General features: G+C 70.9%; 19 protein-coding genes. 11 read left to right on the plus strand and 8 right to left on the minus strand.

Translation table 11 applies throughout. The features are described 5' to 3' along the window. Nucleotides 1-158 precede the first annotated feature (158 nt). On the minus strand, nucleotides 159-860 hold the full coding sequence (locus LPB142_RS10150; protein ID WP_071166307.1) for a hypothetical protein: 702 nt from the start codon (nucleotides 858-860) through the stop codon (nucleotides 159-161). 39 nt (nucleotides 861-899) lie between these two features. Next, nucleotides 900-1,634, minus strand: a complete 735-nt coding sequence (locus tag LPB142_RS10155) for an RNA methyltransferase (protein ID WP_071166308.1) — start codon at nucleotides 1,632-1,634, stop codon at nucleotides 900-902. 96 nt (nucleotides 1,635-1,730) lie between these two features. Between LPB142_RS10155 and LPB142_RS10160 the strand changes: the two genes are divergently transcribed. Genes LPB142_RS10160 through LPB142_RS10170 form a run of 3 tightly spaced genes read left to right on the plus strand, consistent with a single transcriptional unit; the run spans nucleotide 1,731 to nucleotide 4,354 of the window. After that, on the plus strand, nucleotides 1,731-2,351 hold the full coding sequence (locus LPB142_RS10160; protein WP_071166309.1) for a thiamine phosphate synthase: 621 nt from the start codon (nucleotides 1,731-1,733) through the stop codon (nucleotides 2,349-2,351). 4 nt (nucleotides 2,352-2,355) lie between these two features. Further along, nucleotides 2,356-3,054 carry a nucleoside/nucleotide kinase family protein gene (locus LPB142_RS10165; protein ID WP_232230881.1) on the plus strand — a complete coding sequence of 233 codons (699 nt, stop codon included), beginning with the start codon at nucleotides 2,356-2,358 and terminating at the stop codon, nucleotides 3,052-3,054. Nucleotides 3,055-3,103: 49 nt separating this feature from the next. After that, nucleotides 3,104-4,354 (plus strand): MgtC/SapB family protein, encoded by a 1,251-nt coding sequence (locus tag LPB142_RS10170; RefSeq protein ID WP_071167216.1) that lies wholly within the window; start codon nucleotides 3,104-3,106, stop codon nucleotides 4,352-4,354. Nucleotides 4,355-4,357: 3 nt separating this feature from the next. Here LPB142_RS10170 and tgt read toward each other — a convergent pair whose 3' ends face one another. From tgt to LPB142_RS10185, 3 genes are all read right to left on the minus strand, one after another. Continuing rightward, nucleotides 4,358-5,488 carry a tRNA guanosine(34) transglycosylase Tgt gene (gene tgt / locus LPB142_RS10175; RefSeq protein WP_068767027.1) on the minus strand — a complete coding sequence of 377 codons (1,131 nt, stop codon included), beginning with the start codon at nucleotides 5,486-5,488 and terminating at the stop codon, nucleotides 4,358-4,360. 210 nt (nucleotides 5,489-5,698) lie between these two features. Next, nucleotides 5,699-6,157, minus strand: coding sequence for a DNA polymerase III subunit chi (locus tag LPB142_RS10180; protein ID WP_068767028.1), 459 nt, complete (start codon nucleotides 6,155-6,157; stop codon nucleotides 5,699-5,701). Further along, nucleotides 6,157-7,659, minus strand: coding sequence for a leucyl aminopeptidase (locus tag LPB142_RS10185; protein ID WP_071166310.1), 1,503 nt, complete (start codon nucleotides 7,657-7,659; stop codon nucleotides 6,157-6,159). The genes LPB142_RS10180 and LPB142_RS10185 overlap by 1 nt, the downstream gene beginning before the upstream one ends. Before the next feature lie 291 nt (nucleotides 7,660-7,950). Between LPB142_RS10185 and lptF the strand changes: the two genes are divergently transcribed. The 6 genes from lptF to rsmA all read left to right on the plus strand — a co-directional run bounded on the left by lptF (nucleotide 7,951) and on the right by rsmA (nucleotide 15,725). Then, a complete protein-coding gene (gene lptF / locus LPB142_RS10190; RefSeq protein WP_082872990.1) occupies nucleotides 7,951-9,084 on the plus strand; it encodes an LPS export ABC transporter permease LptF in 1,134 nt (377 codons plus the stop codon). Beyond that, nucleotides 9,081-10,187 (plus strand): LPS export ABC transporter permease LptG, encoded by a 1,107-nt coding sequence (lptG, locus tag LPB142_RS10195; RefSeq protein WP_068767031.1) that lies wholly within the window; start codon nucleotides 9,081-9,083, stop codon nucleotides 10,185-10,187. Before lptF ends, lptG begins: the two co-directional genes overlap by 4 nt. After that, complete coding sequence (locus LPB142_RS10200; protein WP_071166311.1) at nucleotides 10,187-12,442, plus strand: LPS-assembly protein LptD; 2,256 nt, start codon at nucleotides 10,187-10,189, stop codon at nucleotides 12,440-12,442. The genes lptG and LPB142_RS10200 overlap by 1 nt, the downstream gene beginning before the upstream one ends. 55 nt (nucleotides 12,443-12,497) lie before the next feature. Further along, the gene (locus LPB142_RS10205; protein WP_071166312.1) at nucleotides 12,498-13,739 is read left to right on the plus strand and encodes a peptidylprolyl isomerase; all 1,242 of its coding nucleotides are present in this window, start codon (nucleotides 12,498-12,500) and stop codon (nucleotides 13,737-13,739) included. Beyond that, nucleotides 13,736-14,707 (plus strand): 4-hydroxythreonine-4-phosphate dehydrogenase PdxA, encoded by a 972-nt coding sequence (gene pdxA, locus LPB142_RS10210; RefSeq protein ID WP_071166313.1) that lies wholly within the window; start codon nucleotides 13,736-13,738, stop codon nucleotides 14,705-14,707. The genes LPB142_RS10205 and pdxA overlap by 4 nt, the downstream gene beginning before the upstream one ends. Before the next feature lie 172 nt (nucleotides 14,708-14,879). After that, on the plus strand, nucleotides 14,880-15,725 hold the full coding sequence (gene rsmA, locus LPB142_RS10215; protein WP_071166314.1) for a 16S rRNA (adenine(1518)-N(6)/adenine(1519)-N(6))-dimethyltransferase RsmA: 846 nt from the start codon (nucleotides 14,880-14,882) through the stop codon (nucleotides 15,723-15,725). A gap of 106 nt (nucleotides 15,726-15,831) precedes the next feature. On the opposite strand, the gene LPB142_RS10220 is transcribed toward rsmA, so the two are convergent. The 3 genes from LPB142_RS10220 to prfA all read right to left on the minus strand — a co-directional run bounded on the left by LPB142_RS10220 (nucleotide 15,832) and on the right by prfA (nucleotide 18,636). After that, nucleotides 15,832-16,431: a DUF4167 domain-containing protein gene (locus LPB142_RS10220; protein ID WP_068767036.1), complete on the minus strand. Its 600-nt coding sequence runs from the start codon at nucleotides 16,429-16,431 to the stop codon at nucleotides 15,832-15,834. A gap of 310 nt (nucleotides 16,432-16,741) precedes the next feature. Beyond that, the gene (gene prmC / locus LPB142_RS10225) at nucleotides 16,742-17,584 is read right to left on the minus strand and encodes a peptide chain release factor N(5)-glutamine methyltransferase (RefSeq protein WP_071166315.1); all 843 of its coding nucleotides are present in this window, start codon (nucleotides 17,582-17,584) and stop codon (nucleotides 16,742-16,744) included. Continuing rightward, the gene (gene prfA / locus LPB142_RS10230; RefSeq protein WP_071166316.1) at nucleotides 17,581-18,636 is read right to left on the minus strand and encodes a peptide chain release factor 1; all 1,056 of its coding nucleotides are present in this window, start codon (nucleotides 18,634-18,636) and stop codon (nucleotides 17,581-17,583) included. The genes prmC and prfA overlap by 4 nt, the downstream gene beginning before the upstream one ends. Nucleotides 18,637-18,850: 214 nt before the next feature. Here prfA and LPB142_RS10235 point away from each other — a divergent pair, with 214 nt between their 5' ends. Next, nucleotides 18,851-19,213 (plus strand): SUF system Fe-S cluster assembly protein, encoded by a 363-nt coding sequence (locus LPB142_RS10235; protein ID WP_071166317.1) that lies wholly within the window; start codon nucleotides 18,851-18,853, stop codon nucleotides 19,211-19,213. A gap of 177 nt (nucleotides 19,214-19,390) precedes the next feature. After that, a complete protein-coding gene (locus tag LPB142_RS10240) occupies nucleotides 19,391-20,464 on the plus strand; it encodes an alkene reductase (protein WP_071166318.1) in 1,074 nt (357 codons plus the stop codon). Nucleotides 20,465-20,530 lie beyond the last annotated feature (66 nt).

Genomic DNA, 20,530 nt, shown 5'->3' on the forward strand with positions numbered 1-20,530 from the left:
AGGCTTTGGCCCGGGCGGGAGCAAGGGGGCGCTGCCCCGTCTGCCTGCGGCATTCACCCCCGGGATATTTGCACATCGTTGAAGAGGACAAGCCGTTTCAATGATGTCGAAATATCCCGGGGGGCCCGGAACGGGCGGGGGCAGCGCCCCCTCCGGCCTCAGGGCAAGCGCGCCCCCGCCGCGAGCGCCGCGAGCACCGCCGCGCGCCCGCCCCGCGCCTCGGCCCACAGATACACCGCACAGGCGGCTTCGGCGTAGAGCATCCGGTCCAGGGCCGCGGCCGGCGCCCAATCGAACGGGCTTTGCGGCAGATCGGCGCGCGGGGGGCGCAGGCAGGGCGCGGGCGGCGGGCCGAGATAGCGCGGGTCTTGCGAGATCAGCACCGAGAGCCCCTCGTCGAACCAGGTCGGCATCCGGCCGCTGAGCTGCCCCCAAAGGCCGAGCCGGGCATGGGTCTCGGTATGGGCGAGCTCATGGGTGAGGATCGTCAGCCCGAGCCCGCGTGGCGCAAGCCGCACCACCGACACGGGGCCCAGCGAATAGGTCACCGCCGCCGCCCCGCGCCCGCCGAGCGCGCGGTCACAGGCCGCGCTCGCGCAGGCAAGGATCCGCAGATGCGCCCGGGCGGGCCCGTAAAAGGCCGCGACATTGGCCCGCGCGGCGGCGATCTCGGCGAGGAGCGCTGCGCGCTCGGGCGCCGCCATGCCGGCCTCCACGAAGACCCCGGGCGCCGCCTCGGCGAGCCCATAGGCCCCCGGCGCCAATGCCCCGCGCAGCACCGGCAGGAACGCGACCAGCGCGCCGAGCCCCAAGAGCCCGCCCGCCACCATCGCCAGAAGGGAGAGTTTCAGCGCCCGCATCCCGCAAAGGTGACGCCTGGGCGCGCGCGCGGCAAGGGCTCAGCCCTGCGAGCGGGTGATTTGCCGCAGCATCCCGTGCAGCGTCTGCACATCGGCGCGGGTGAACGGCATCCGCGACCACAGGTTGCGCAGGTTGAGCTTCATCGGCGCGGCCTTGGTCGGCGGATAGAAAAACCCCGCCGCCTCGAGCTTCTCCTCGAAATGATCGCCGAGCTTCTCGATCTCGATCCGGCTGGCCGGATCCGCCCCCGCGAGCCCCGGGTCGACGGGCAGCGCGCCGACCTCCTGGCGCATGAATTCATAGCCCGTCAGCAGCACCGCCTGCGCGAGGTTGAGCGAGGGGAAGGCCGGGTTCACCGGCACGGAGATGATCGCATTGGCGCGGCTCACATCGTCGTTCTCGAGCCCGGTGCGCTCGGGCCCGAAAAGCACCGCCACCCGCTGCCCCGCCGCGATCCGCGCCCGCGCCTCGGCCATCGCGGTCTCGGGGGTGTAGATCGGCTTCGTCAGCTCACGCGCGCGCGCCGTCGTCGCGAAGACGAAATCGCAATCCCCGATCGCGGCCGGCAGATCGTCAAACACCCCCGCATGTTCGAGCACCGCCCCCGCCGCGCCCGAGGCCATCGCCACCGCCTTCGGGTTCGGCCAGCCATCGCGCGGCGCCACCAGCCGCATCCGCTCCAGCCCGAAGTTCAGCATCGCCCGCGCCGCGGCGCCGATGTTCTCGCCCATCTGCGGGCGCACGAGGATGAAAAGCGGGGGCGTTGGGGTCATGGTGGCTCCTTTCGGCCCCCCCATACGCGCGCGCAAACCCTCTGGCAAGGGCGGCCCCCCTGCGCTAGAAGGCTCGGCAAACCGAAAGGACGCGCCATGGCCGAGCTCGAACGCCCGCAGATCTACCTCATCACGCCGCCGAGCTTTTCGCTCGACACCTTCCCGGCCACGCTCTCGCGGGTGCTGGCCGCCCATGAGGTCGCCTGCATCCGCCTCGCGCTCGCCTCGCGCGACGAGGATGAGGTGATGCGCGCGGCCGATGCGGTGCGGGTGGTGGCGCATGAACATGACGTGGCGCTGGTGATCGAGGATCACATCGCGCTCGTCGAGCGCCACGGGCTCGATGGCGTGCATCTGACCGATGGCGCGCGCTCGGTGCGCGCCGCGCGCAAGGCGCTCGGCCCCGATGCGATCGTCGGCGCCTTCTGTGGCGCCTCGAAACATGAGGGGATGAACGCGGGCGAGGCGGGGGCCGATTATGTGGCCTTCGGCCCGGCGGGCGCCTCCGCGCTCGGCCATGGCGCGCGCGCCGAGGCCGATCTTTTCGCATGGTGGACCGAGATGATCGAGGTGCCGGTGGTGGCCGAGGGCGCGCTCGATGCGGATCTCGTCGCCGCCCTCGCGCCGAAGACCGATTTCTTCGGCATCGGCGCCGAGATCTGGGCCGAGGACGACCCGGCCGCCGCGCTCGGCCGGCTGATCGCGGCGATGGGCTGAGCCGATGGAGGCGGGGGAGGCGCGCGAATTCTGGCTGGGCGACAGCGACGGGCCGATGGGCGACGTGGGCGCCTTCATGGCCAGCGAGCTGCGCGTCGACCGCGCCGATCTCGCCGCCTATATCCGCCAGATCGAGGCGCCGCGCGCGCTGATCGCGGTGGTCGGCGCGCCGGCCTCGGGCAAGAGCCATCTCGCCGCCGAACTTGCCGCCGAACTGAACGCCCACGCGCCCGGCTCGGCGGTGGTGGTGGCGATGGACGGCTTTCACCTGCCCAACCGGGTGCTCGCCGAGCGCGGCCTGCTGCCCCGCAAGGGCGCGCCGGAAACCTTTGATATCGAAGGGCTTTCGCGCAGCCTCGGCGCGATCCGCGCGCCCGGCACCGCGCATCTCGTGCCGGTCTTCGACCGCGCCGCCGACGAGCCCGACCCGGAGGGCGCCGCGATCCCCGCCACCGCGCGCCATCTGATCGTCGAGGGCAATTATCTGCTCCTGACCCGCCCGGGCTGGCGCGATCTCTTCCCGCTGTTCGACCTCACGATCCGCCTCGCGGTGCCCGAGGCCACCTTGCGCGCCCGCCTCGCCGCGCGCTGGGCCGATCTGCCCGCCGACGAGGCCGCCCGCAAGATCGAGGAGAACGATCTGCCCAACGGCCGGCTGCTGCGCACCGAGAACCGCGCCGCCGATCTCGTCATCGCCGGCTGAGCCCTTCCCTCCGGCCCGCCCTTGCGCCATGATCGGCGCGGAGGCCCCGATGACCCCGACCGAAACCCTGCTTCTCGATCTCGCGACCGCGCTCGCGATCGGGCTCCTTGTCGGGCTCGAACGCGGCTGGCGCGAGCGCGACGACCCGGAGGGCAGCCGCACCGCCGGGCTGCGCAGCTTCGGCATCTTCGGGCTGATGGGCGGGGTCTTTGCGGCGCTGAGCGTGGCCTCGGGCGCGGCGAGCGTCCTCGCGGCGGGGTTCCTCGGCTTTGCGCTGCTCTTTGGCGCGTTTCAGTGGCGCGAGGCGGTGCATGACGGCACCTTCTCGGTGACCTCGCTGCTTGCGGGGCTGACGACCTTCGGCCTCGGCGCGTTGGCGGTGCTGGGCGACCGGGGGGTGGCGGTGGCCGCGGCCACGGCGCTGACCGCGCTTCTGGCCAGCCGCGAGGTGCTGCACGCGGGTCTGCGGCGCCTGAGCTGGGCCGAGCTGCGTTCGGCGCTGGTGCTTGCGGTGATGAGCGCGATCGTGCTGCCGCTCCTGCCTGATCGCACGATCGACCCCTGGGGCGGGCTGAACCCGCGCCAGATCTGGCTCTTCACGGTGCTGATCGCGACGATCTCCTACGCGGGCTATATCGCGGTGCGGGTGCTCGGGGCACGGCGCGGGGTGCTGGTGAGCGGGCTTGCGGGCGCGCTCGTTTCCTCGACGGCGGTGACGGTGGCGCTCGCGCGGATGGCGCGCGAGGGGGCGGCGCGGCCCTTGGCCGGGGCGGCGATGCTGGCGGCGCTCGTGTCGATCCTGCGGGTGAGCGGGGTGGTCGCGCTCCTGACCCCCGCGCTCCTGCCCCATATCGCGGGGCCGGTCGGCGCGGGCGGGCTCGTGCTCGCGCTCGCGGGCGGCGCGCTGATCGCGCGCGGCGCGCCCGCCGCCCCCGCGCCCGAGCCGCTGCGCAACCCCTTTGATCTGCGCGCGCTTCTGGCCTTCGCGGCCGGTTTCGCCGCGCTCTCGGTGGCCAACGCCGCGCTGGTGGGGCGCTTTGGCGCGACCAGCCTGCTCGCCAGCTCGGCGCTTTCCGCGCTGTTCGATGTCGATGTGGCGGTGCTCAGCGCGCTGCGCCTTGACCCGGCCACGCTCGGCCCCGATCTGATCGCGCGCGCGGTGCTTGTCGCGCTCGCCGCCAATACGGTGGGCAAAGTCGCGCTCGCGGCGGCTGCGGGGCCTGCGCGGTTCTGGGCGCCGCTCGGGCTTGCCAGCCTCGCCGCGCTGGCCGCGGGAGGGGCCGCCTGGGCGCTCCTCTAGGCCTCAGAGCGGCGCGATATCGCCCTCGGCGCGGCGCGCGTGGAACTCCGCCTCGAACTCCGCAAACCGCCCCGCCGCGATCGCCTCGCGCATGCCCTGCATGATCTCCTGGAAATAATGCAGGTTGTGCCAGGTGAGCAGCATCCCTGAGATCATCTCGCCCGCGCGGAACACATGGTGCAGATAGGCGCGCGAATAGCCGGTGCAGGCCGGGCAGGAGCAGGCCTCGTCGAGCGGGCGCGGGTCGTCGGCATGGCGGGCGTTCTTGATATTGACCTGACCGCGGCGCGTCCAGGCCTGGCCCGTGCGCCCCGAGCGCGAGGGCAGCACGCAATCCATCATGTCGACGCCCCGCTTGACCGCGCCAACGATGTCATCGGGCTTGCCCACCCCCATCAGATAGCGCGGCTTGTCCGCGGGCAGGAACCCGGGCGCGTAATCGAGAACGCCAAACATCGCCGCCTGCCCCTCGCCGACCGCAAGCCCGCCGATCGCATAGCCGTCGAACCCGATCGCCTTCAGCGCCTCGGCGCTTTCCTCGCGCAGCTCGCGCGTGACGCCGCCCTGCATGATCCCGAAGAGCGCATGCCCGGGCCGGTCGCCAAAAGCGTCGCGCGAGCGCTGCGCCCAGCGCATCGAGAGCCGCATCGCGCGCGCGACCTCCTCGTCGGTGGCCGGCAGCGCCGGGCATTCATCAAAGGCCATGACGATATCCGAGCCCAGAAGCCGTTGAATCTCCATGCTTCTTTCGGGGCTGAGAAAATGTTTCGAGCCGTCGATATGGCTCGAAAACGTCACCCCCTCCTCGGTCATCTTGCGCAAGGAGGCGAGGCTCATCACCTGAAACCCGCCCGAGTCGGTCAGGATCGGCCGCTCCCAGTTCATGAACTTGTGCAAGCCCCCGAGCCGCGCGACCCGCTCGGCGGTGGGGCGCAGCATCAGGTGATAGGTGTTGCCAAGGAGAATATCCGCCCCCGTCGCGCGCACACTTTCCGGCAGCATCGCCTTGACCGTCGCCGCCGTGCCCACCGGCATGAAAGCGGGCGTGCGGATCTCGCCGCGCGGGGTCGAGATGACGCCGGTGCGCGCCGCACCATCGGTGGCGTTCAGGGTGAAGGCGAAGTTTTGCGCCATGGGGGCCTCCTGCGGATCAGGCGCCGGGTGTAGCGCAAGCGCGCCCCGATGGGAAGCCGGGCGATCGCCCCTGCCCCGCCGCGCGCCCGGGCCCGACGGCGGCATGCGTATTTTTGCCAAGAAGAAACGGCAAGCGCGCGCCTTCTCCCTTCTTCTTGGTCCAAATACGCAAAAGCACCGCCGCAAGGGGCGCGCGGCCGGGCCTGAGCCTCACGCCTCCGCTTTCTTCTGCCACCGCCCGCTTTCGTCGTTCCAATATTGCGCCTTCGCCCCCGCCCTGGTCAGCGCGCGCCACTGGCCGCGGGCGTGCTCGACCGCCTGCCCGTCATGGCCGTCAAAGAGGATCCAGACCCGCTCATGCGCCTCGGTCTCGGCGGCGCTGACCTCCGCGCCATGGACCGACATCACCGCCTGAAACCGCCCCGCCCCCGCCACCGGCCCGGTGGTGAGCAGCACTGGTTGGAGCGCATCATGGGGCCCGCCCGCAAGGCCATGGGCCAGGAACCCCTCCTCGGGGCCGAGCCAGAGCCGATGATCGAACCGCGCCATCTGATCGGGCGCGCGGCCGCGCAGCTCCACCCGCCAGCCCTGCTCGAGCGCGCGCGCGAGCAGCATCGCCACGACATCCTCCACCGGCGATTGGGTCACATGATAAAAGAGCGCCGGCATCAGCCCTCCTTGGGCTCGAACCGCTCCCGCACCAGCCGGTCGAGCGTCATCACCCCCCAGCCCGTCGCCCCCTTCGGCGCGAGCGTGGTCTCGCCCGGCGGCAGCGCAACCCCCGCGATATCGATATGGCACCAGGGCGTCTCGTCCTTGACGAAGCGCTTGAGAAACGCCGCCGCGGTGATCGAGCCGCCCCAGCGCCCGCCGGTGTTCTTGATATCGGCCAGCCGCGATTTGATCAGCGGGTCATAGGCAGGCGTCAGCGGCATCGGCCAGGCGCCCTCGCCCTCGGCCTTGGCGGCCTTCAGCACCTCATGGGCAAAGCCGTCGTCATTGGTGAATACCCCGGCGTGCTCATGGCCGAGCGCGACGATGATCGCCCCGGTCAGCGTCGCCAGATCGATCATCGCGGCGGGGGCGAAGCGCTCCTGCGCATACCAGAGCACATCGGCCAGCACGAGCCGCCCCTCGGCATCGGTATTGATCACCTCGATCGTATCGCCCTTCATCGATTTGACGATATCGCCGGGGCGCTGCGCGGCGCCATCGGGCATGTTCTCGACCAGCCCCACGAGCCCCACGACATTGGCCCGCGCCTTGCGCAGCGCAAGCGTGCGCATCACGCCCGCGACAACCGCCGCGCCACCCATGTCCATGGTCATCTCTTCCATCCCCGCCGCGGGCTTGATCGAGATCCCGCCGGTGTCGAAACAGACCCCCTTGCCAACGAGCGCGAGCGGCGCGACGGGCCGGGCCACGCCGCAGCTGTCTTCCTCGTCGGGCAGGCCCTTCCACTGCATCACCACCACCTTCGAGGGGCTGACCGAACCCTGCCCCACCCCCAGAAGCGCGCGCATCCCGAGCCGCTCGAGCTCGGCCTCCTCGAGGATCTCGACCTCGAGCCCGAGCTCCTGCATCGCGGCCAGACGGGCGGCGAAATCATCGGTGGTCAGGATATTGGCGGGCTCATTGACCAGATCGCGGGTGAAGAACACCCCCTCGGCGAGCGCCGCATGGGGCGCGGCGCGGCGCGCCACCTCCTCGGGCTTCGCGACCATCATCTCGACCGGGCCGAAGCCGGGCTTCTCGGCGGTGTGGTAATCGAACCGATAGGCCCGCAGCGCGAGCCCGAAAGCCACCTCGGCCGCGCGCGGATGCCCCTCGGCCACGATCAGCGCGCCCTGCGGCCCGAGCCCCTTGGCCACCGTCGCCCCCGCCTTGCGCGCCTCCTCGACCCCCGCCCGGCGCGGCAGCGCGATCAGCGTGACCCGCTCCGCCGCGAGCCCCGCCGGATAGCCGATCTCGAGCGCCTCGCCGGGCTTGGCCTTGCCCCAGGCCTCGCTCGCCAGCGCCCGGCTCAGCGCCCCGCGCGCGAGCTTGTCAAGCCGCCGCCCCGCCGCGCCGAGCCCCGCCCCCGGATCGACGAGCAGCGCAATCGCCCCCTCGCGCGCGGCGAGGGCAGCGGGATCGGTCTCACGGAACTGGATCGCGACGGGATGGGTCATGGGGTCCTCGAAGATCAGGGCAGACAGGGCCGGGTTGGCCGGTTCGCCCCCGAGCCTATGCCGCGCCCGCGGAAATGAAAAGCGCCCATCCCCCGCCGCGCGCCCCGCCCCGCGCGCGGGACAGTGCGTATTTTTGCCAAGAAGAAACGGCCGGGGGAGCGCGGCCCCTTCCCCCTTCTTCTTGGCCCAAATACGCAAATCCGCCGCCCACCACCGCCGCCCGCCGTGGGGGCTTTCGCGCGCGCCCCGGACGGGTTAGAGAGGACAAAACATCCGGGGGGATGAGCAAGTTTGACGCGGTTGGACCGATATATTCTGGCGCAGCTGATGGCGCTGTTCGGCTTCTTCGCGCTGGTTCTGGTGTCGGTCTACTGGGTCAACCAGGCGGTTCGGCTCTTCGACCGGCTGATCGGCGATGGCCAGACGGCCTGGGTCGTGCTCGAATTCACCGCGCTCACCTTGCCCAATGTGATCCGCCTCGTGCTGCCGGTGGCGGCCTTTGCGGCCAGCGTCTACGCGCTCAACCGCGCCAGCCAGGACAGCGAGCTTGTGGTGATGCAGGCGACCGGCGCCTCGCCCTGGCGGCTGGCGCGGCCGGTGGCGGTGTTCGGGCTGATCGTGGGGGCGCTGATGGTGGTGCTCGTCAATCTCCTCGTGCCGCTCGCCTCGGCGCGGCTGGCCGAGCGGCAGGCGCAGATCGCCGAGAATGTCACCGCGCGCTTTCTGATCGAGGGCTCCTTCCAGCACCCCGCCGCGGGCGTCACGATCTATATCCGCGAGATCACCGAGCTTGGCGAGTTTCGCGACCTCTTCCTCTCCGACAGCCGCTCGCCGAGCCATCGCACCAGCTATACCGCCGAGCGCGCGCTGATCACCCGCTCCGAGACCGGGCCCAAGCTCGTGATGTTCGACGGCATGGCCCAGACCCTGCGCACAGCCGACCAAAGCCTTGCAATCACGCGGTTTTCCGATTTCACCTATGATATCGGCGCGCTGATGACCGGCGGCGCCTCGGGCCCGCGCGATATCGACAGCTTCGCCACGCTGACGCTGTTGCGCTTCCCCGAGCGGGTCGGCGCCGAGACCGGGCTCGCGGCGCGCGAGATCGCGCGCGCGCTTCATCAGCGCCTCGCCCAGCCGCTCCTGCCGCTGGCCGTCTCGCTGCTCGGCGCCGCGATCCTGATGCTCGGCGGCTATTCGCGCTTCGGGCTCTGGCGCCAGATCGCGGGGGCGGTGCTCGGGCTGATCGTGGTGCAATTCGCGCTCAACGCCGCGGCCTCGGCGAGCCGCGCGATGCCCGAGGCCTGGTGGCTCAGTTACCTGCCCGCGCTGGCCGGGCTCGGCGCGGCGGCGGCGATCTTGTGGCTCGCGGGGCGGCCGCGCAAGATCTGCGCGCATGCGGACCGCGCGGAGGCCGCGGCATGACGCTCTCGCTCTATCTCGCGCGGCGCTTCCTGCGCGCGCTCGGGCTCGTGCTCGGCGCGTTCTGGGGGCTTTTGTTCCTGATCGACCTGGTCGAGAAGATCCGCGCCTTCGACGCCGCGCGGGTCGGGCTTGGTCAGGCCGCCGAGCTCGCCGCGCTCAACGTGCCCGCCTCGCTTTACACGATCTTGCCGCTGATCGTGGTGCTCGCGGCGGTGGTGATGTTCATCGGGCTCGCGCGCAGCTCCGAGCTCGTGGTGATCCGCGCCTCGGGGCGCTCGGCGCTGCGGATGCTCGCCGCGCCGGTCACGGTGGCGCTCCTCGTGGGCCTGCTCGCCATCGGCCTTGGCAACCCGATCGTCTCGGCCACCTCGAACCGCTATGAAGAGCTCGTCAGCCGCTACAAGCAGGGCGGGCTCGCCACCGTCTCGATCGGCCGCGAGGGGGTCTGGATGCGCCAGGGCTCCGACGAGATCGCGGGCGGCCAGGCGGTGATCCGCGCCGCGCGCGCCAATCTCGACGCGACCGAGCTTTACGACGTGACCTTCCTGATCTTCGCCCCCGACGAGGGCCCGGTGCGCCGCATCGACGCGGGCGCCGCGCGCCTCACGCCCGGCGCCTGGCAGCTCACCGATGTCAAGGACTGGCCGCTCGGCGCCTCGACCAACCCCGAGCGCGACGCGACCCGCGCCGAGAGCCTGCGCCTCGAGAGCGACCTGACCGCCGAGCGCATCCGCGACAGCTTCGGCACCCCCTCGGCGGTGCCGATCTGGGATCTGCCGAGCTTCATCTCGGCGCTGCAAAAGGCCGGCTTCTCGGCGCGCCGCCATCAGGTCTGGCTCAACATGGAGCTCGCCCAGCCGCTGGTGCTCGCCGCCATGGTGCTGATCGCGGCGGGCTTCACCATGCGCCCGGCGCGCTTTGGCCATACCGGGGTGATGGTGCTTTTGGCCTTCATCGCCGGTCTGGGGGTGTTCTTCTTGCGCAATATCGCGCAGGTTCTGGGCGACAACGGGCAGATTCCGGTGCTGCTGGCGGGCTGGGCGCCGCCGGCGATCGCGCTGATGCTCGCGATGACGCTGCTTTTGCATCTGGAGGACGGCTGATGGCCGCGCGCGCCGATACCCCTCGCAACATCGCCGCGCGCCGCGCGCGCGCGCTGGCGCTGTGCTCGGCCGCGGCGCTGGCGGGGCTCTGGGCGCTCGCGCCTGCCCGCGCGCAGGAGGCCGCCGCGCCCGCCTCCGCACAGGCCCCCGCGCCGGTCGTCGAGCCCGTCGACAATGCCGCCACCCTTCTGGCCGACCGGATCTTGCTCACCGGCTCGGATCAGCTCATCGCCGAGGGCGCGGTCGAGGTCTATTACCGCTCGAACCGGCTCTCCGCCACGCGCCTCACCTATGACCGCAAGACCGACACGCTCAGCATCGAGGGCCCGATCAAGCTGATCGAACCGGGCCAGACCGGCTCGGTGATCCTCGCCGAACAGGCCGAGCTCTCGCGCGATCTGCAAGACGGTATCCTGATCGGCGCGCGGATGGTGATGGCGCGCGAGCTGCAACTCGCCGCCGCCAAGATCGAGCGCCGCGACGGGCGCTATACCGAGCTCGACCATGTCACCGCCTCGTCTTGCGTGGTGTGCATCACCGACCCGGTGCCGCTGTGGGAGATCCGCGCGAAGAAGATCACCCATGACGCCGAAACCCGCCAGCTTCTGTTCGAGGGCGCGCAGTTCCGCGCGATGGGCGTGCCGCTCGCCTATCTGCCGCATCTGCGCATGCCCGACCCGACGGTCGAGCGCATGTCGGGCTTCCTGCGCCCCGAGGTCCGCACCACCTCGAGCCTCGGCACCGGCATCAAGCTGCCCTATTTCCTCGCGCTGGGGCCCAGCCGCGATCTGACGCTCACCCCCTATGTCTCGACCTCGCGCACCCGCACGCTGGAGGGGCGCTACCGCCAGGCCTTCGACGCGGGCGCGCTCGAGATCGCCGGCGCGTTCTCGCGCGATGACATCCGCCCGGGCGAGACCCGCGGCTATCTCTTCGCCGATGGCAGCTTCGCGCTCGCCGATGAGTTCAAGCTCGGCCTGCAGATCCGCACCACCTCCGACGACAGCTATCTGCTCAACTACGACGTGACCGACGAGGATCGCCTGTGGTCGGGCGTCACGCTCGAGCGGGTGCGCGCCGAGGAGCTGATCTGGGCGCGGATCGGCAACACCCATTCGATCCGCGAGGGCGAGAGCAATTCGACCGAGCCGATGCTGGCGGGCGATGCGCGCTGGGTGCGGGTGATCCGGCCGGCGGGCTTGGGCGGCGAGGCGACGGTGGAGGCGAGCCTCTCGAGCGCGCGCCGCGCCTCGGATGCCACCACCGACGGCGCCGATTTCGACACGATCTCCGACGGGCGCGACCGCACGCGGCTGACGCTGAAGACCGACTGGCGGCGCAATTACCTGCTCTCGGGCGGGATCATCGCCGCGACCGAGGCCGCGCTCGCCTTCGACGCGGTTCATGTCAATCAAGACCCGGCCTATGGCTCGACGATGACCCGCGCGCTGCCCTCGGCGGGGCTCGAGCTGCGCTGGCCCTGGGTGCAGACCTCGGGGCGCGCGGCCCATGTGATCGAGCCGGTCGCCCAGATCGTGTGGAGCCGCGGCAGCCTCAAACCCTTCCCCGACGAGGATAGCTGGCTGACCGAATTCGACGAGGGCAACCTCTTCTCGATGACCCGCTTCCCCGGCGAGGACGCGCGCGAGCGCGGGCTGCGGGCGAATCTCGGGCTGAGCTGGACGCGCCACGACGCCTCGGGCTGGTCGCTCGGCGTGACCGCGGGGCGGGTGGTGCGCGCCGAGGATCTGGGCCAGTTCTCCGCCGGCTCCGGGCTCTCGGGCGAGCTCTCGGATTGGCTGCTCGCCACCCATCTGACCACCGAGGCCGGGCTGATCCTGTCAAACCGGATGCTCTTCGACAGCGGCTTCGACATCTCGCGCGGCGAGCTGCGGATGGGCTATGGCGCGGCGCGCGGCACGGTCGCGGCGGGCTATCTGTGGATGGAGGCCAATGCCGCCGAGGGCCGCGCGGTGGCGACCTCCGAGCTCCTTTTCGAGAGCGACTGGCGCTTGGCCGAGGGCTGGTCGGGCAGCTTCGATGCGCGCTATGATTTCACCGCCAACCGCGCCACCAAGGCGGCGCTTGGGCTGCAATACGCCACCGAGTGCCTCGCCGTCGATCTTTCCCTCTCGCGCCGCTTCACATCCTCCTCTAGTGTGAAGCCCGAAACCGGGATCGGCCTGTCGGTGGAACTGATCGGCTTCGGCGCCTCGGCGGCCAACAACGTCGCGCGGCGCAGCTGTGGCGGCTGAGCCCGGACAAGAGGCCGAGCCCGGAGAAGAGATGAGACAGATGACGGACCGAGTGATGACGCGACCCCTTCCCCTTCTGGCCACCACGCTGGCGCTCACGCTCGCGGCGCTCGCCCCCGCGCCCGCGCCCGCCCAATCGGCAAACCCCTTCGCGCCGGTGATCCTGGTCAATGATCTCGGCATCACCGGCTATGAGATCGACCAGCGGATGAAATTCATGACGCTGCTGCGTCAGCCGGGCGATCTGCGCAAGGAGGCCGAGAAGGGCCTGATCGAGGACCGGCTGCGGATCGGCGAGGCCAAGCGCATGGGCATCACGCTCAACAAGGAAGGCCTCGCGCAGGGGATGGCGGAATTCGCCAGCCGCGCGAACCTCTCGACCGAGCAATTCCTCGCCGAGCTCGCCAAGGGCGGCGTCGAGGCGCAGACCTTCCGCGATTTCGTCGAGGCGGGGATGCTCTGGCGCGAGGTGGTCAAGCAGAAATACGCGCAGAAGGTGCGGGTGTCGGATGCCGATATCGACCGCGCGCTCCTGCTCGAGACGCAAGCGCGCGGGCAAGGCACGCGGGTGCTGATCTCGGAAATCATCGTCCCCGCGCCGCCCGGCCGCGAGGCCGAGGCGATGGCGGCGGCCAAACGCGCCTCGGCGGCCTCGGGCGACGGCAGCTTCGGGGCGCTCGCGCGCGAGATCTCCGCCGCGCCCTCCGCCGAGCGCGGCGGCCGGCTCGACTGGATGGATCTCGACAACCTGCCGCCGCAGCTGCGCCCGGTGATCCTCGGCCTCAAACCCGGTCAGGCGAGCGCGCCCCTCGCCATCCCGAACGCCGTCGCGGTCTTCATGCTGCGCGGGATCGACGACAAGGGCAACGTGAAGAACACCCCGCAACAGCTTGATTACGCGCGCTTTATCGCGGGTCCCGCCGGCGCGCCGGAAACCTCCGCGCTGATCGCGACGCTGAAAGCGGGCGCCGATCGCTGCGATGATCTCTATGGGCTCGCGAAGGGTCTGCCGGCCGAACGGCTCCTGCGCGAAAGCGGCGCGCAAGGCGCGCTGCCCGCCGATCTCTCGCTCGCGCTCGGCGCGATGGATATCGGCGAAAGCACGGTCCTGCAACGCGGCGCGAATGCCGAGCTGGTGATGCTCTGCGCGCGCAGCGCGCTGCCCGCCGAGGGCACCGAGGCCGCCAAGCCCGACCGCAATCAGGTCGCGCAAAACCTCACCAATCAGGCGCTCAACGCCTATGCCGATGCCGATCTGGCCGATCTGATGGCACAGGCGGTGATCACCCGCAAATGAGCGACGCGCCGGTCATCCTGAGCTGCGGCGACCCCTCGGGCATCGGCCCCGAGCTCGCCGCGAAGGCCTGGGAGGCGCTCGGCTCGACGCTGCCCTTCGTCTGGATCGGCGACCCCGCGCATCTGCCGCGCGGCACGCGGCTGCGCGAAGTGGCGAGCCCCGCCGAGGCGATGAGCGCGGCGGGTGCGGGGCTGCCGGTGCTGCCCCACCCCTTCCCGGCCGCCGCCCTGCCCGGCCAGCCCGCCCCGGAAAACGCCCGCGCGGTGATCGACGTGATCGCCCGCGGCGTCGATCTGGTGATGCGCGGCGAGGGGCTCGCGCTGACCACCGCGCCGATCCACAAGAAGGCGCTCAAAGACGGCGCGGGCTTCGCCTTCCCCGGCCATACCGAATATCTCGCCCATCTCGCGGGCGGCGCGAAAGTGGTGATGATGCTCGCCGCGCCCGCGCTGCGGGTGGTGCCCGCCACCATCCATATCGCGCTCGCAGACGTGCCGCGCGCCTTCACGCCGGAGCTGCTGCGCGAGGTCGTGCGGATCACCGCCGAGGGCCTGCGCCGCGATTTCGGCATCGAGAACCCGCGCCTAGCGGTGGCGGGGCTGAACCCCCATGCCGGCGAAGGCGGCGCGATGGGCTGCGAGGAGCGCGACTGGATCGCGGCCGAGATCGAGAGCCTGCGCGCCGAGGGCTATGCGCTCGCCGGGCCGCTGCCCGCCGATACGATGTTCCACCCCGCGGCGCGCGCCCGCTATGACGCGGCGATCTGCGCCTATCACGACCAGGCGCTGATCCCGATCAAGACGATCGCCTTCGACGAGGGGGTGAATGTCACCCTCGGCCTGCCCTTCGTGCGCACCTCGCCCGACCATGGCACCGCCTATGATATCGCCGGCCAAGGCCGCGCCAACCCCTCCAGCCTGATCGCCGCGCTGAAAATGGCCGCCCAGATGGGCGCCGCACGGCGCTGAGCCCGGCCCCGCCCCTTGCCCTTTCATCTTGCCTGAAATACCCCGGGGGTGAGGCCGCAGGCCGAGGGGGCAGCGCCCCCTGCCAACCGCCCGGCCTAGAGACGACCGCCGGGGGCTGTCTGCCCCCGGACCCCCGAGGATATTTGTGGCAAGATGAAAGCAGGAGGCCGGGATGGCGGCGATTGACGGGCTGAAACCGCTGCGCGACGTGATCCGCGACCATGAGCTCGTGGCCAAGAAGAGCCTCGGCCAGAACTTCCTGCTCGATCTCAACCTCACCGCGAAGATCGCCCGGGCGGCGGGGGATCTGACCGGCGCCGATGTTCTGGAGGTCGGCCCCGGGCCCGGCGGCCTCACCCGCGGGCTTCTGGCCGAGGGGGCGCGGCGCGTGCTCGCGGTCGAGAAGGACAGCCGTTGCCTGCCCGCGCTTGCCGAGATCGCCGCGCATTACCCCGGCCGGCTCGAGGTGATCAACGGCGATGCGCTCGAGGTCGATGTGCGCGCCCATCTCACCCCGCCGATCAAGATCGCCGCGAACCTGCCCTATAACGTCGGCACCGAGCTTCTGGTGCGCTGGCTGACCCCGCCCGACTGGCCGCCCTTCTGGGAGAGCCTGACGCTGATGTTCCAAAAGGAGGTCGCCGAGCGGATCGTCGCGAAACCGGGCACGAACCACTATGGCCGCCTCGCCCTTCTCGCCCAATGGCGGGCCGAGGCGCGGATCGTCATGGTCCTGCCGCCCGAGGCCTTCACCCCCGCCCCGAAGGTCCATTCCGCCGTCGTCCACCTCAAGGCGCTGCCCGAGCCGCGCTTCCCGGCCGACGCCAGAACCCTCGAGCGGATCGTCGCCGCCGGCTTCAACCAACGCCGCAAGATGCTGCGCGCCTCGCTCAAGGGCGTGCATCCGCGGATCGAGGAGCTGCTCCTTAAGGCCGGCATCCCGCCCACCGAACGCGCCGAACAGGTCAGCCTCGAGCAGTTTTGCCACCTCGCCCGGCTGGTGAAAGCCGCCGCCTGAGTTCAACGATGTCGAAATATCCCGGGGTCCGGGGCAGAGCCCCGGCGCGGGCCAGGAAAAAGCCGCGCGCCCGGGGGCACGCGGCTGAAAAATGTCCTGCGCGGGCTCAGTCCTGCGCGGAGGTCGCCGGGGCCTCGGGCGCGCCCTCGGCCTTCGGCTCGCGCGGCTTGCGCGGGCTGCGGCGCGAGCGCGAGCGGGGGGCTTTCGCCTCGCCCTCGGGCGCGGCGGCGGGCGCGGCCTCTTCGGCCACCGGCTCGGCCTCGGCGCGCATCTCGGGCGTCTCGACGAGCGTCGAGCCCTCGTCCTCGGCGCTCACCTCGGGCAAGGCCTGGGCCTCATCCTCACGCGGCTCGGCGCGCTCGAACCGCTCGCGGTTGCCGTTCTGGCCGCCGTTCTGACCGGTGTTGCCGTTGAAATTCTGCCCACCCTGACGCGCGCGCTCTTCCTGCTCGCGGGCCATTTCGCGCTGCGCCTCGCCCAGCATGCGGGTGTAATGCTCGGCGTGCTGCAGGAAATTCTGCTCCGCCACGCGGTCATTGGAGAGCTGCGCATCGCGCGCCAGCATCAGGTATTTGTCAATGATCTGCTGCGGCGTGCCGCGCACCTTGCCCTCGGGGCCGGAGCTGTCGAACACCCGGTTGATGATATTGCCGATCGAGCGCTGACGGTTCGATTTATTGCGCGAACGGGATTTGGAAGATCTCATGAGCTTTCGTTCGTTTTGCCCAAAGGGCGCTGAAATCCTGATACGGCCCGGGACCGGGACCGGAAATCCGGCGCGGATAGGAGCCGCTTCCCGCGGATCGGTCTCACAGATCGGGCCGCGCCCGAGAAGACCATCAAGACCCGCAGTGTGAAGCTGAGCCGTGCGGGGGATCGACTTCCTCCCGGCACAGGTTTGACTAACCATGCGCCGGGCAGGCTGGCAAGCGGGAATCTGTGCCAAAACCCCCGGTTAGCGCTATTTTCGGGGAATTTTCTTGCGATTCCGTGAAGGCTTGCGCGATTTTCCGCGCTCAGGCGTGGTCAAGCGGCGCGCGCGCCAGAACCGTGCGATCCCGTCCGTCGAGATCGGGGCGGATCTCGACCGCCTCAAAGCCCGCCGCGCGCAGCATCCCCGCCACCGCCGCGCCCTGGGTCGGGCCGATCTCGAAGCCGATCCGCCCGCCGGGCACAAGATGCGCCCGCGCTTCGGCCGCGATGACGCGGTAGGGCGCGAGCCCGTCGCCGCCCGGCGTCAGCGCGCCCTCGGGCTCCCAGCCGCGCACCTCGGGCGAGAGCCCCGCCATCTCGGCCTCGGCGATATAGGGCGGGTTCGAGACGATCAGATCGAACAGCCCCGCCACGCCCGAAAACCAATCCGAGACCGCAAACTCCGACCGCGCGGCGACGCCGAGCGCCGCGGCATTTTCCGCGGCCACCTCGAGCGCGGCGGGCGAGAGATCCACCCCGAGGCCGGTCGCCTCGGCCCGCTCGCGCAGGAGCGAGATCAGGATGCAGCCGGTGCCGGTGCCCAGATCAAGCACCCGCGCAAACGGCGCCTCGAGCGCCGCCGCGACCAGGATCTCGGTCTCCGGGCGCGGGTCGAGCGTGTCGCGGGTGACGCGGAAGGGCGCGCCCCAGAAGAGCCGTTCGCCGACGATCTGCGCAACCGGCTGGCGCGCCGCGCGGGCGGCGATCAGCGCCTCGAAGGTGGCCTGCGCGGCCTCCGAGAGCGGGTCTTGCAGCGCGAGCGTCAGGCGTTCGGGCGCGAGGCCCAGCGCATGGGCCAAAAGCCGGCGCGCATCGCCCGCGGCGCCCTCGATGCCCGCGCCCGCGAGCCGCCGCGTGGCCGCGACAAGGGCGGCTTGCGCGATCATCCTTCGAGCTCCGCGAGTTTTTCGGCCTGATCCTGCGCGATCAGCGGCTCGATCACCGGGTCGAGATCGCCCGCGAGGATCTGCGCGAGCGCGTAGAGCGTGAGGTTGATGCGGTGATCGGTCAGGCGGCCTTGCGGGAAATTATAGGTGCGGATCCGCTCGGAGCGATCGCCCGAGCCGACCTGCGCGCGCCGGTCGGCGGCGCGGGCATCGGCGGCGCGGGCGCGCTCGATCTCGTAAAGCCGCGCGCGCAGCACCGCCATCGCATTGGCGCGATTCTGGTGCTGGCTCTTCTCCGAGGAGGTCACGACCAGCCCGGTCGGCAGGTGGGTGATCCGCACCGCCGAGTCGGTGGTGTTGACATGCTGGCCGCCCGCGCCCGAGGCGCGCATCGTGTCGATGCGGATATCGGCGGCCGGGATCTCGATATCGACCTCGGCGGCCTCGGGCAGCACCGCGACGGTGGCGGCGGAGGTATGGATGCGCCCGCCCGCTTCGGTCTCGGGCACGCGCTGCACCCGGTGCACGCCGCTTTCATATTTGAGCCGCGCGAAGACCCCCTCGCCCTCGATCCGCGCCACCGCCTCGCGCACGCCGCCCAGATCGGAGGCGGCGAAATCGAGCAGCTCGAAGCGCCAGCCCTTGGCCTCGGCGTAGCGCTGATACATGCGCAGGAGATCGGCGGCGAAGAGCGCCGCCTCCTCGCCGCCGGTGCCGGGGCGGATCTCGAGGATCGCCGGGCGCGCATCGGCGGCATCTTTGGGCAGGAGCGCGCGTTTGAGCGCCGCCTCGGCGGCGGGCAGCGCGGCGGAGAGGCGGGTGATTTCCTCCTCGGCGAGGCCGCGCAGCTCGGGGTCGGCGCGCCAGCCCTCGGCCTCGGCGAGATCGGCGAGGAGTTGGCGATAGGCCGCGATTTCCGCCACCACCGGGCGCAGATCGGCATATTCGCGCGAGAGCGCGGCGATCTCGGCGGGGGTTGCGGCCGCGCCGAGGCGGGCCTCGAGGAATTCGAAGCGCTGGGTGATCTGGGCAAGGGTATCGAGCGGAACCATGCCCGGGGTTTGGCGCGGTTGGGCGCGCGCGTCAAGCGGAGCGGCGTGAGGGCGGCGCGGGGTGGCGGCGCCGGGGGCTTCGCGCCCCCGGACCCCCGCGGGATATTTTCGGCAAGATGAAGGGGGGGAAACTGTGACAAAGGCGACCTTTACCTTCGGCCGGGCTTTCCCTATATAAACCCTCGACTTTCGCGCGAACCCGGGATTTCCGATCATGACCGACGCCGAGCCGCCTCTCGAGGGCACGCCGCTGATCAAACCGTCGACGACCGACCATCCGCTGCATGAGGCGGTGGTGGAGGCCTGCCGGACGGTGTTCGACCCCGAGATCCCGGTCAATATCTATGACCTCGGGCTGATCTACACGATCGAGATCAGCGCGGAAAACGCGGTGAAGATCATCATGACGCTGACCGCGCCGGGCTGTCCGGTGGCGGGCGACATGCCCGGCTGGGTGCAAGATGCGGTGAGCTGTGTGCCCGGCGTGCGCGAGGTCGATGTGGAGATGACCTTCGATCCGCAATGGGGGATGGACATGATGTCCGACGAGGCGCGGCTTGAGCTTGGCTTCATGTGAGCCGGGCCCTGCGGGCGGATGCGGCGGCGCCTCTCGGGGCGCCGTTTTCATTTGCGTCCGTGCACAGAAGCGGGCGGCGCTGTGCGTGGGCGCGGCGTTGTCTTGGGCGCGGGGCGGCGTATTTCTGAACGCAGCAGTTCACTTCCCGCCTGCGGGCGGATCAACATGGAGCCCCTCATGCCCCAACCGATGCTTTTCACCCAAGGCCAGCTCGGCGCGATCGAGATCGCCAACCGTCTCGTCATGGCGCCCTTGACCCGCAACCGTGCGCCCGAGGGCGTGCCCACCGATCTGACGGTGGAATATTACCGCCAGCGCGCGAGCGCGGGGCTGATCGTGACCGAGGGCGCGCAGATCTCGCCGATCGGACAGGGCTATGCCTGGACGCCGGGCATTCACACCGAGGCGCAGGTCGCGGGCTGGCGCAAGGTCACCGAGGCGGTCCATGCGGCGGGCGGCAAGATCGTCGTGCAGCTGTGGCATGTCGGGCGGATCTCGCACCCCAATGTGCTGGGCGGCGCGCAGCCCGTGGCCCCCTCGCCGATCGGCGCGGCCTCGAAGACCTTTGACGGCGCGGGCTTTGTCGAGACGGCCGAGCCGCGCGCGCTGAGCCTCGAGGAGATCGCCGCGACGGTGGCCGATTACGCCCATGCCACGCGCTGCGCGCGCGCGGCGGGGTTTGATGGCGTCGAGATCCATGCCGCGAACGGCTATCTGATCGACCAGTTCCTGCGCGATACCTCGAACCAGCGCACCGATGCCTATGGCGGGGCGATCGAGAACCGGGTGCGGTTCCTGACCGAGGTGGTCGATGCGGTCACCGGCGCCTGGGAGCCCGGGCGGGTGGGCATCCGCCTCTCGCCCTTCTCGAACGCGAACAATGTGGGCATCGACAGCGACACGCCTGCGCTCTTTGGCGCGGTGATCGCGGCGCTCAATGCGCGCGGGCTCGCCTTCGTGCATATGGTCGAGGGCCAGACCGGCGGCCCGCGGGAGTGGCCCGAGGGCGCGCTCGAGGCGCTGCGCGGCGAGATCCGCGCGCCCTATATCGCCAACAACGGCTATAGCCGCGCGATGGCGCTCGAGGCGGTGGCGGCGGGGCGCGCGGCGGCGGTGGCCTTCGGGCGGGCGTTCATCGCCAACCCCGATCTGGTCGAGCGGCTCAAACGCGATGCGCCGCTCAACCCGCTGCGCGCCGAGCTCCTTTATGGCGGCGGCGCCGAGGGCTATACCGATTACCCGACGCTTTGACACCCGGACCCGGGCGGGGCGCCTTGCCCTGCCCGGGCCGCGCGCCTATCTTAGGGGCGCGCCACA

This window comes from Rhodobacter xanthinilyticus (assembly GCF_001856665.1).
GTDB lineage: Bacteria > Pseudomonadota > Alphaproteobacteria > Rhodobacterales > Rhodobacteraceae > Rhodobacter > Rhodobacter xanthinilyticus.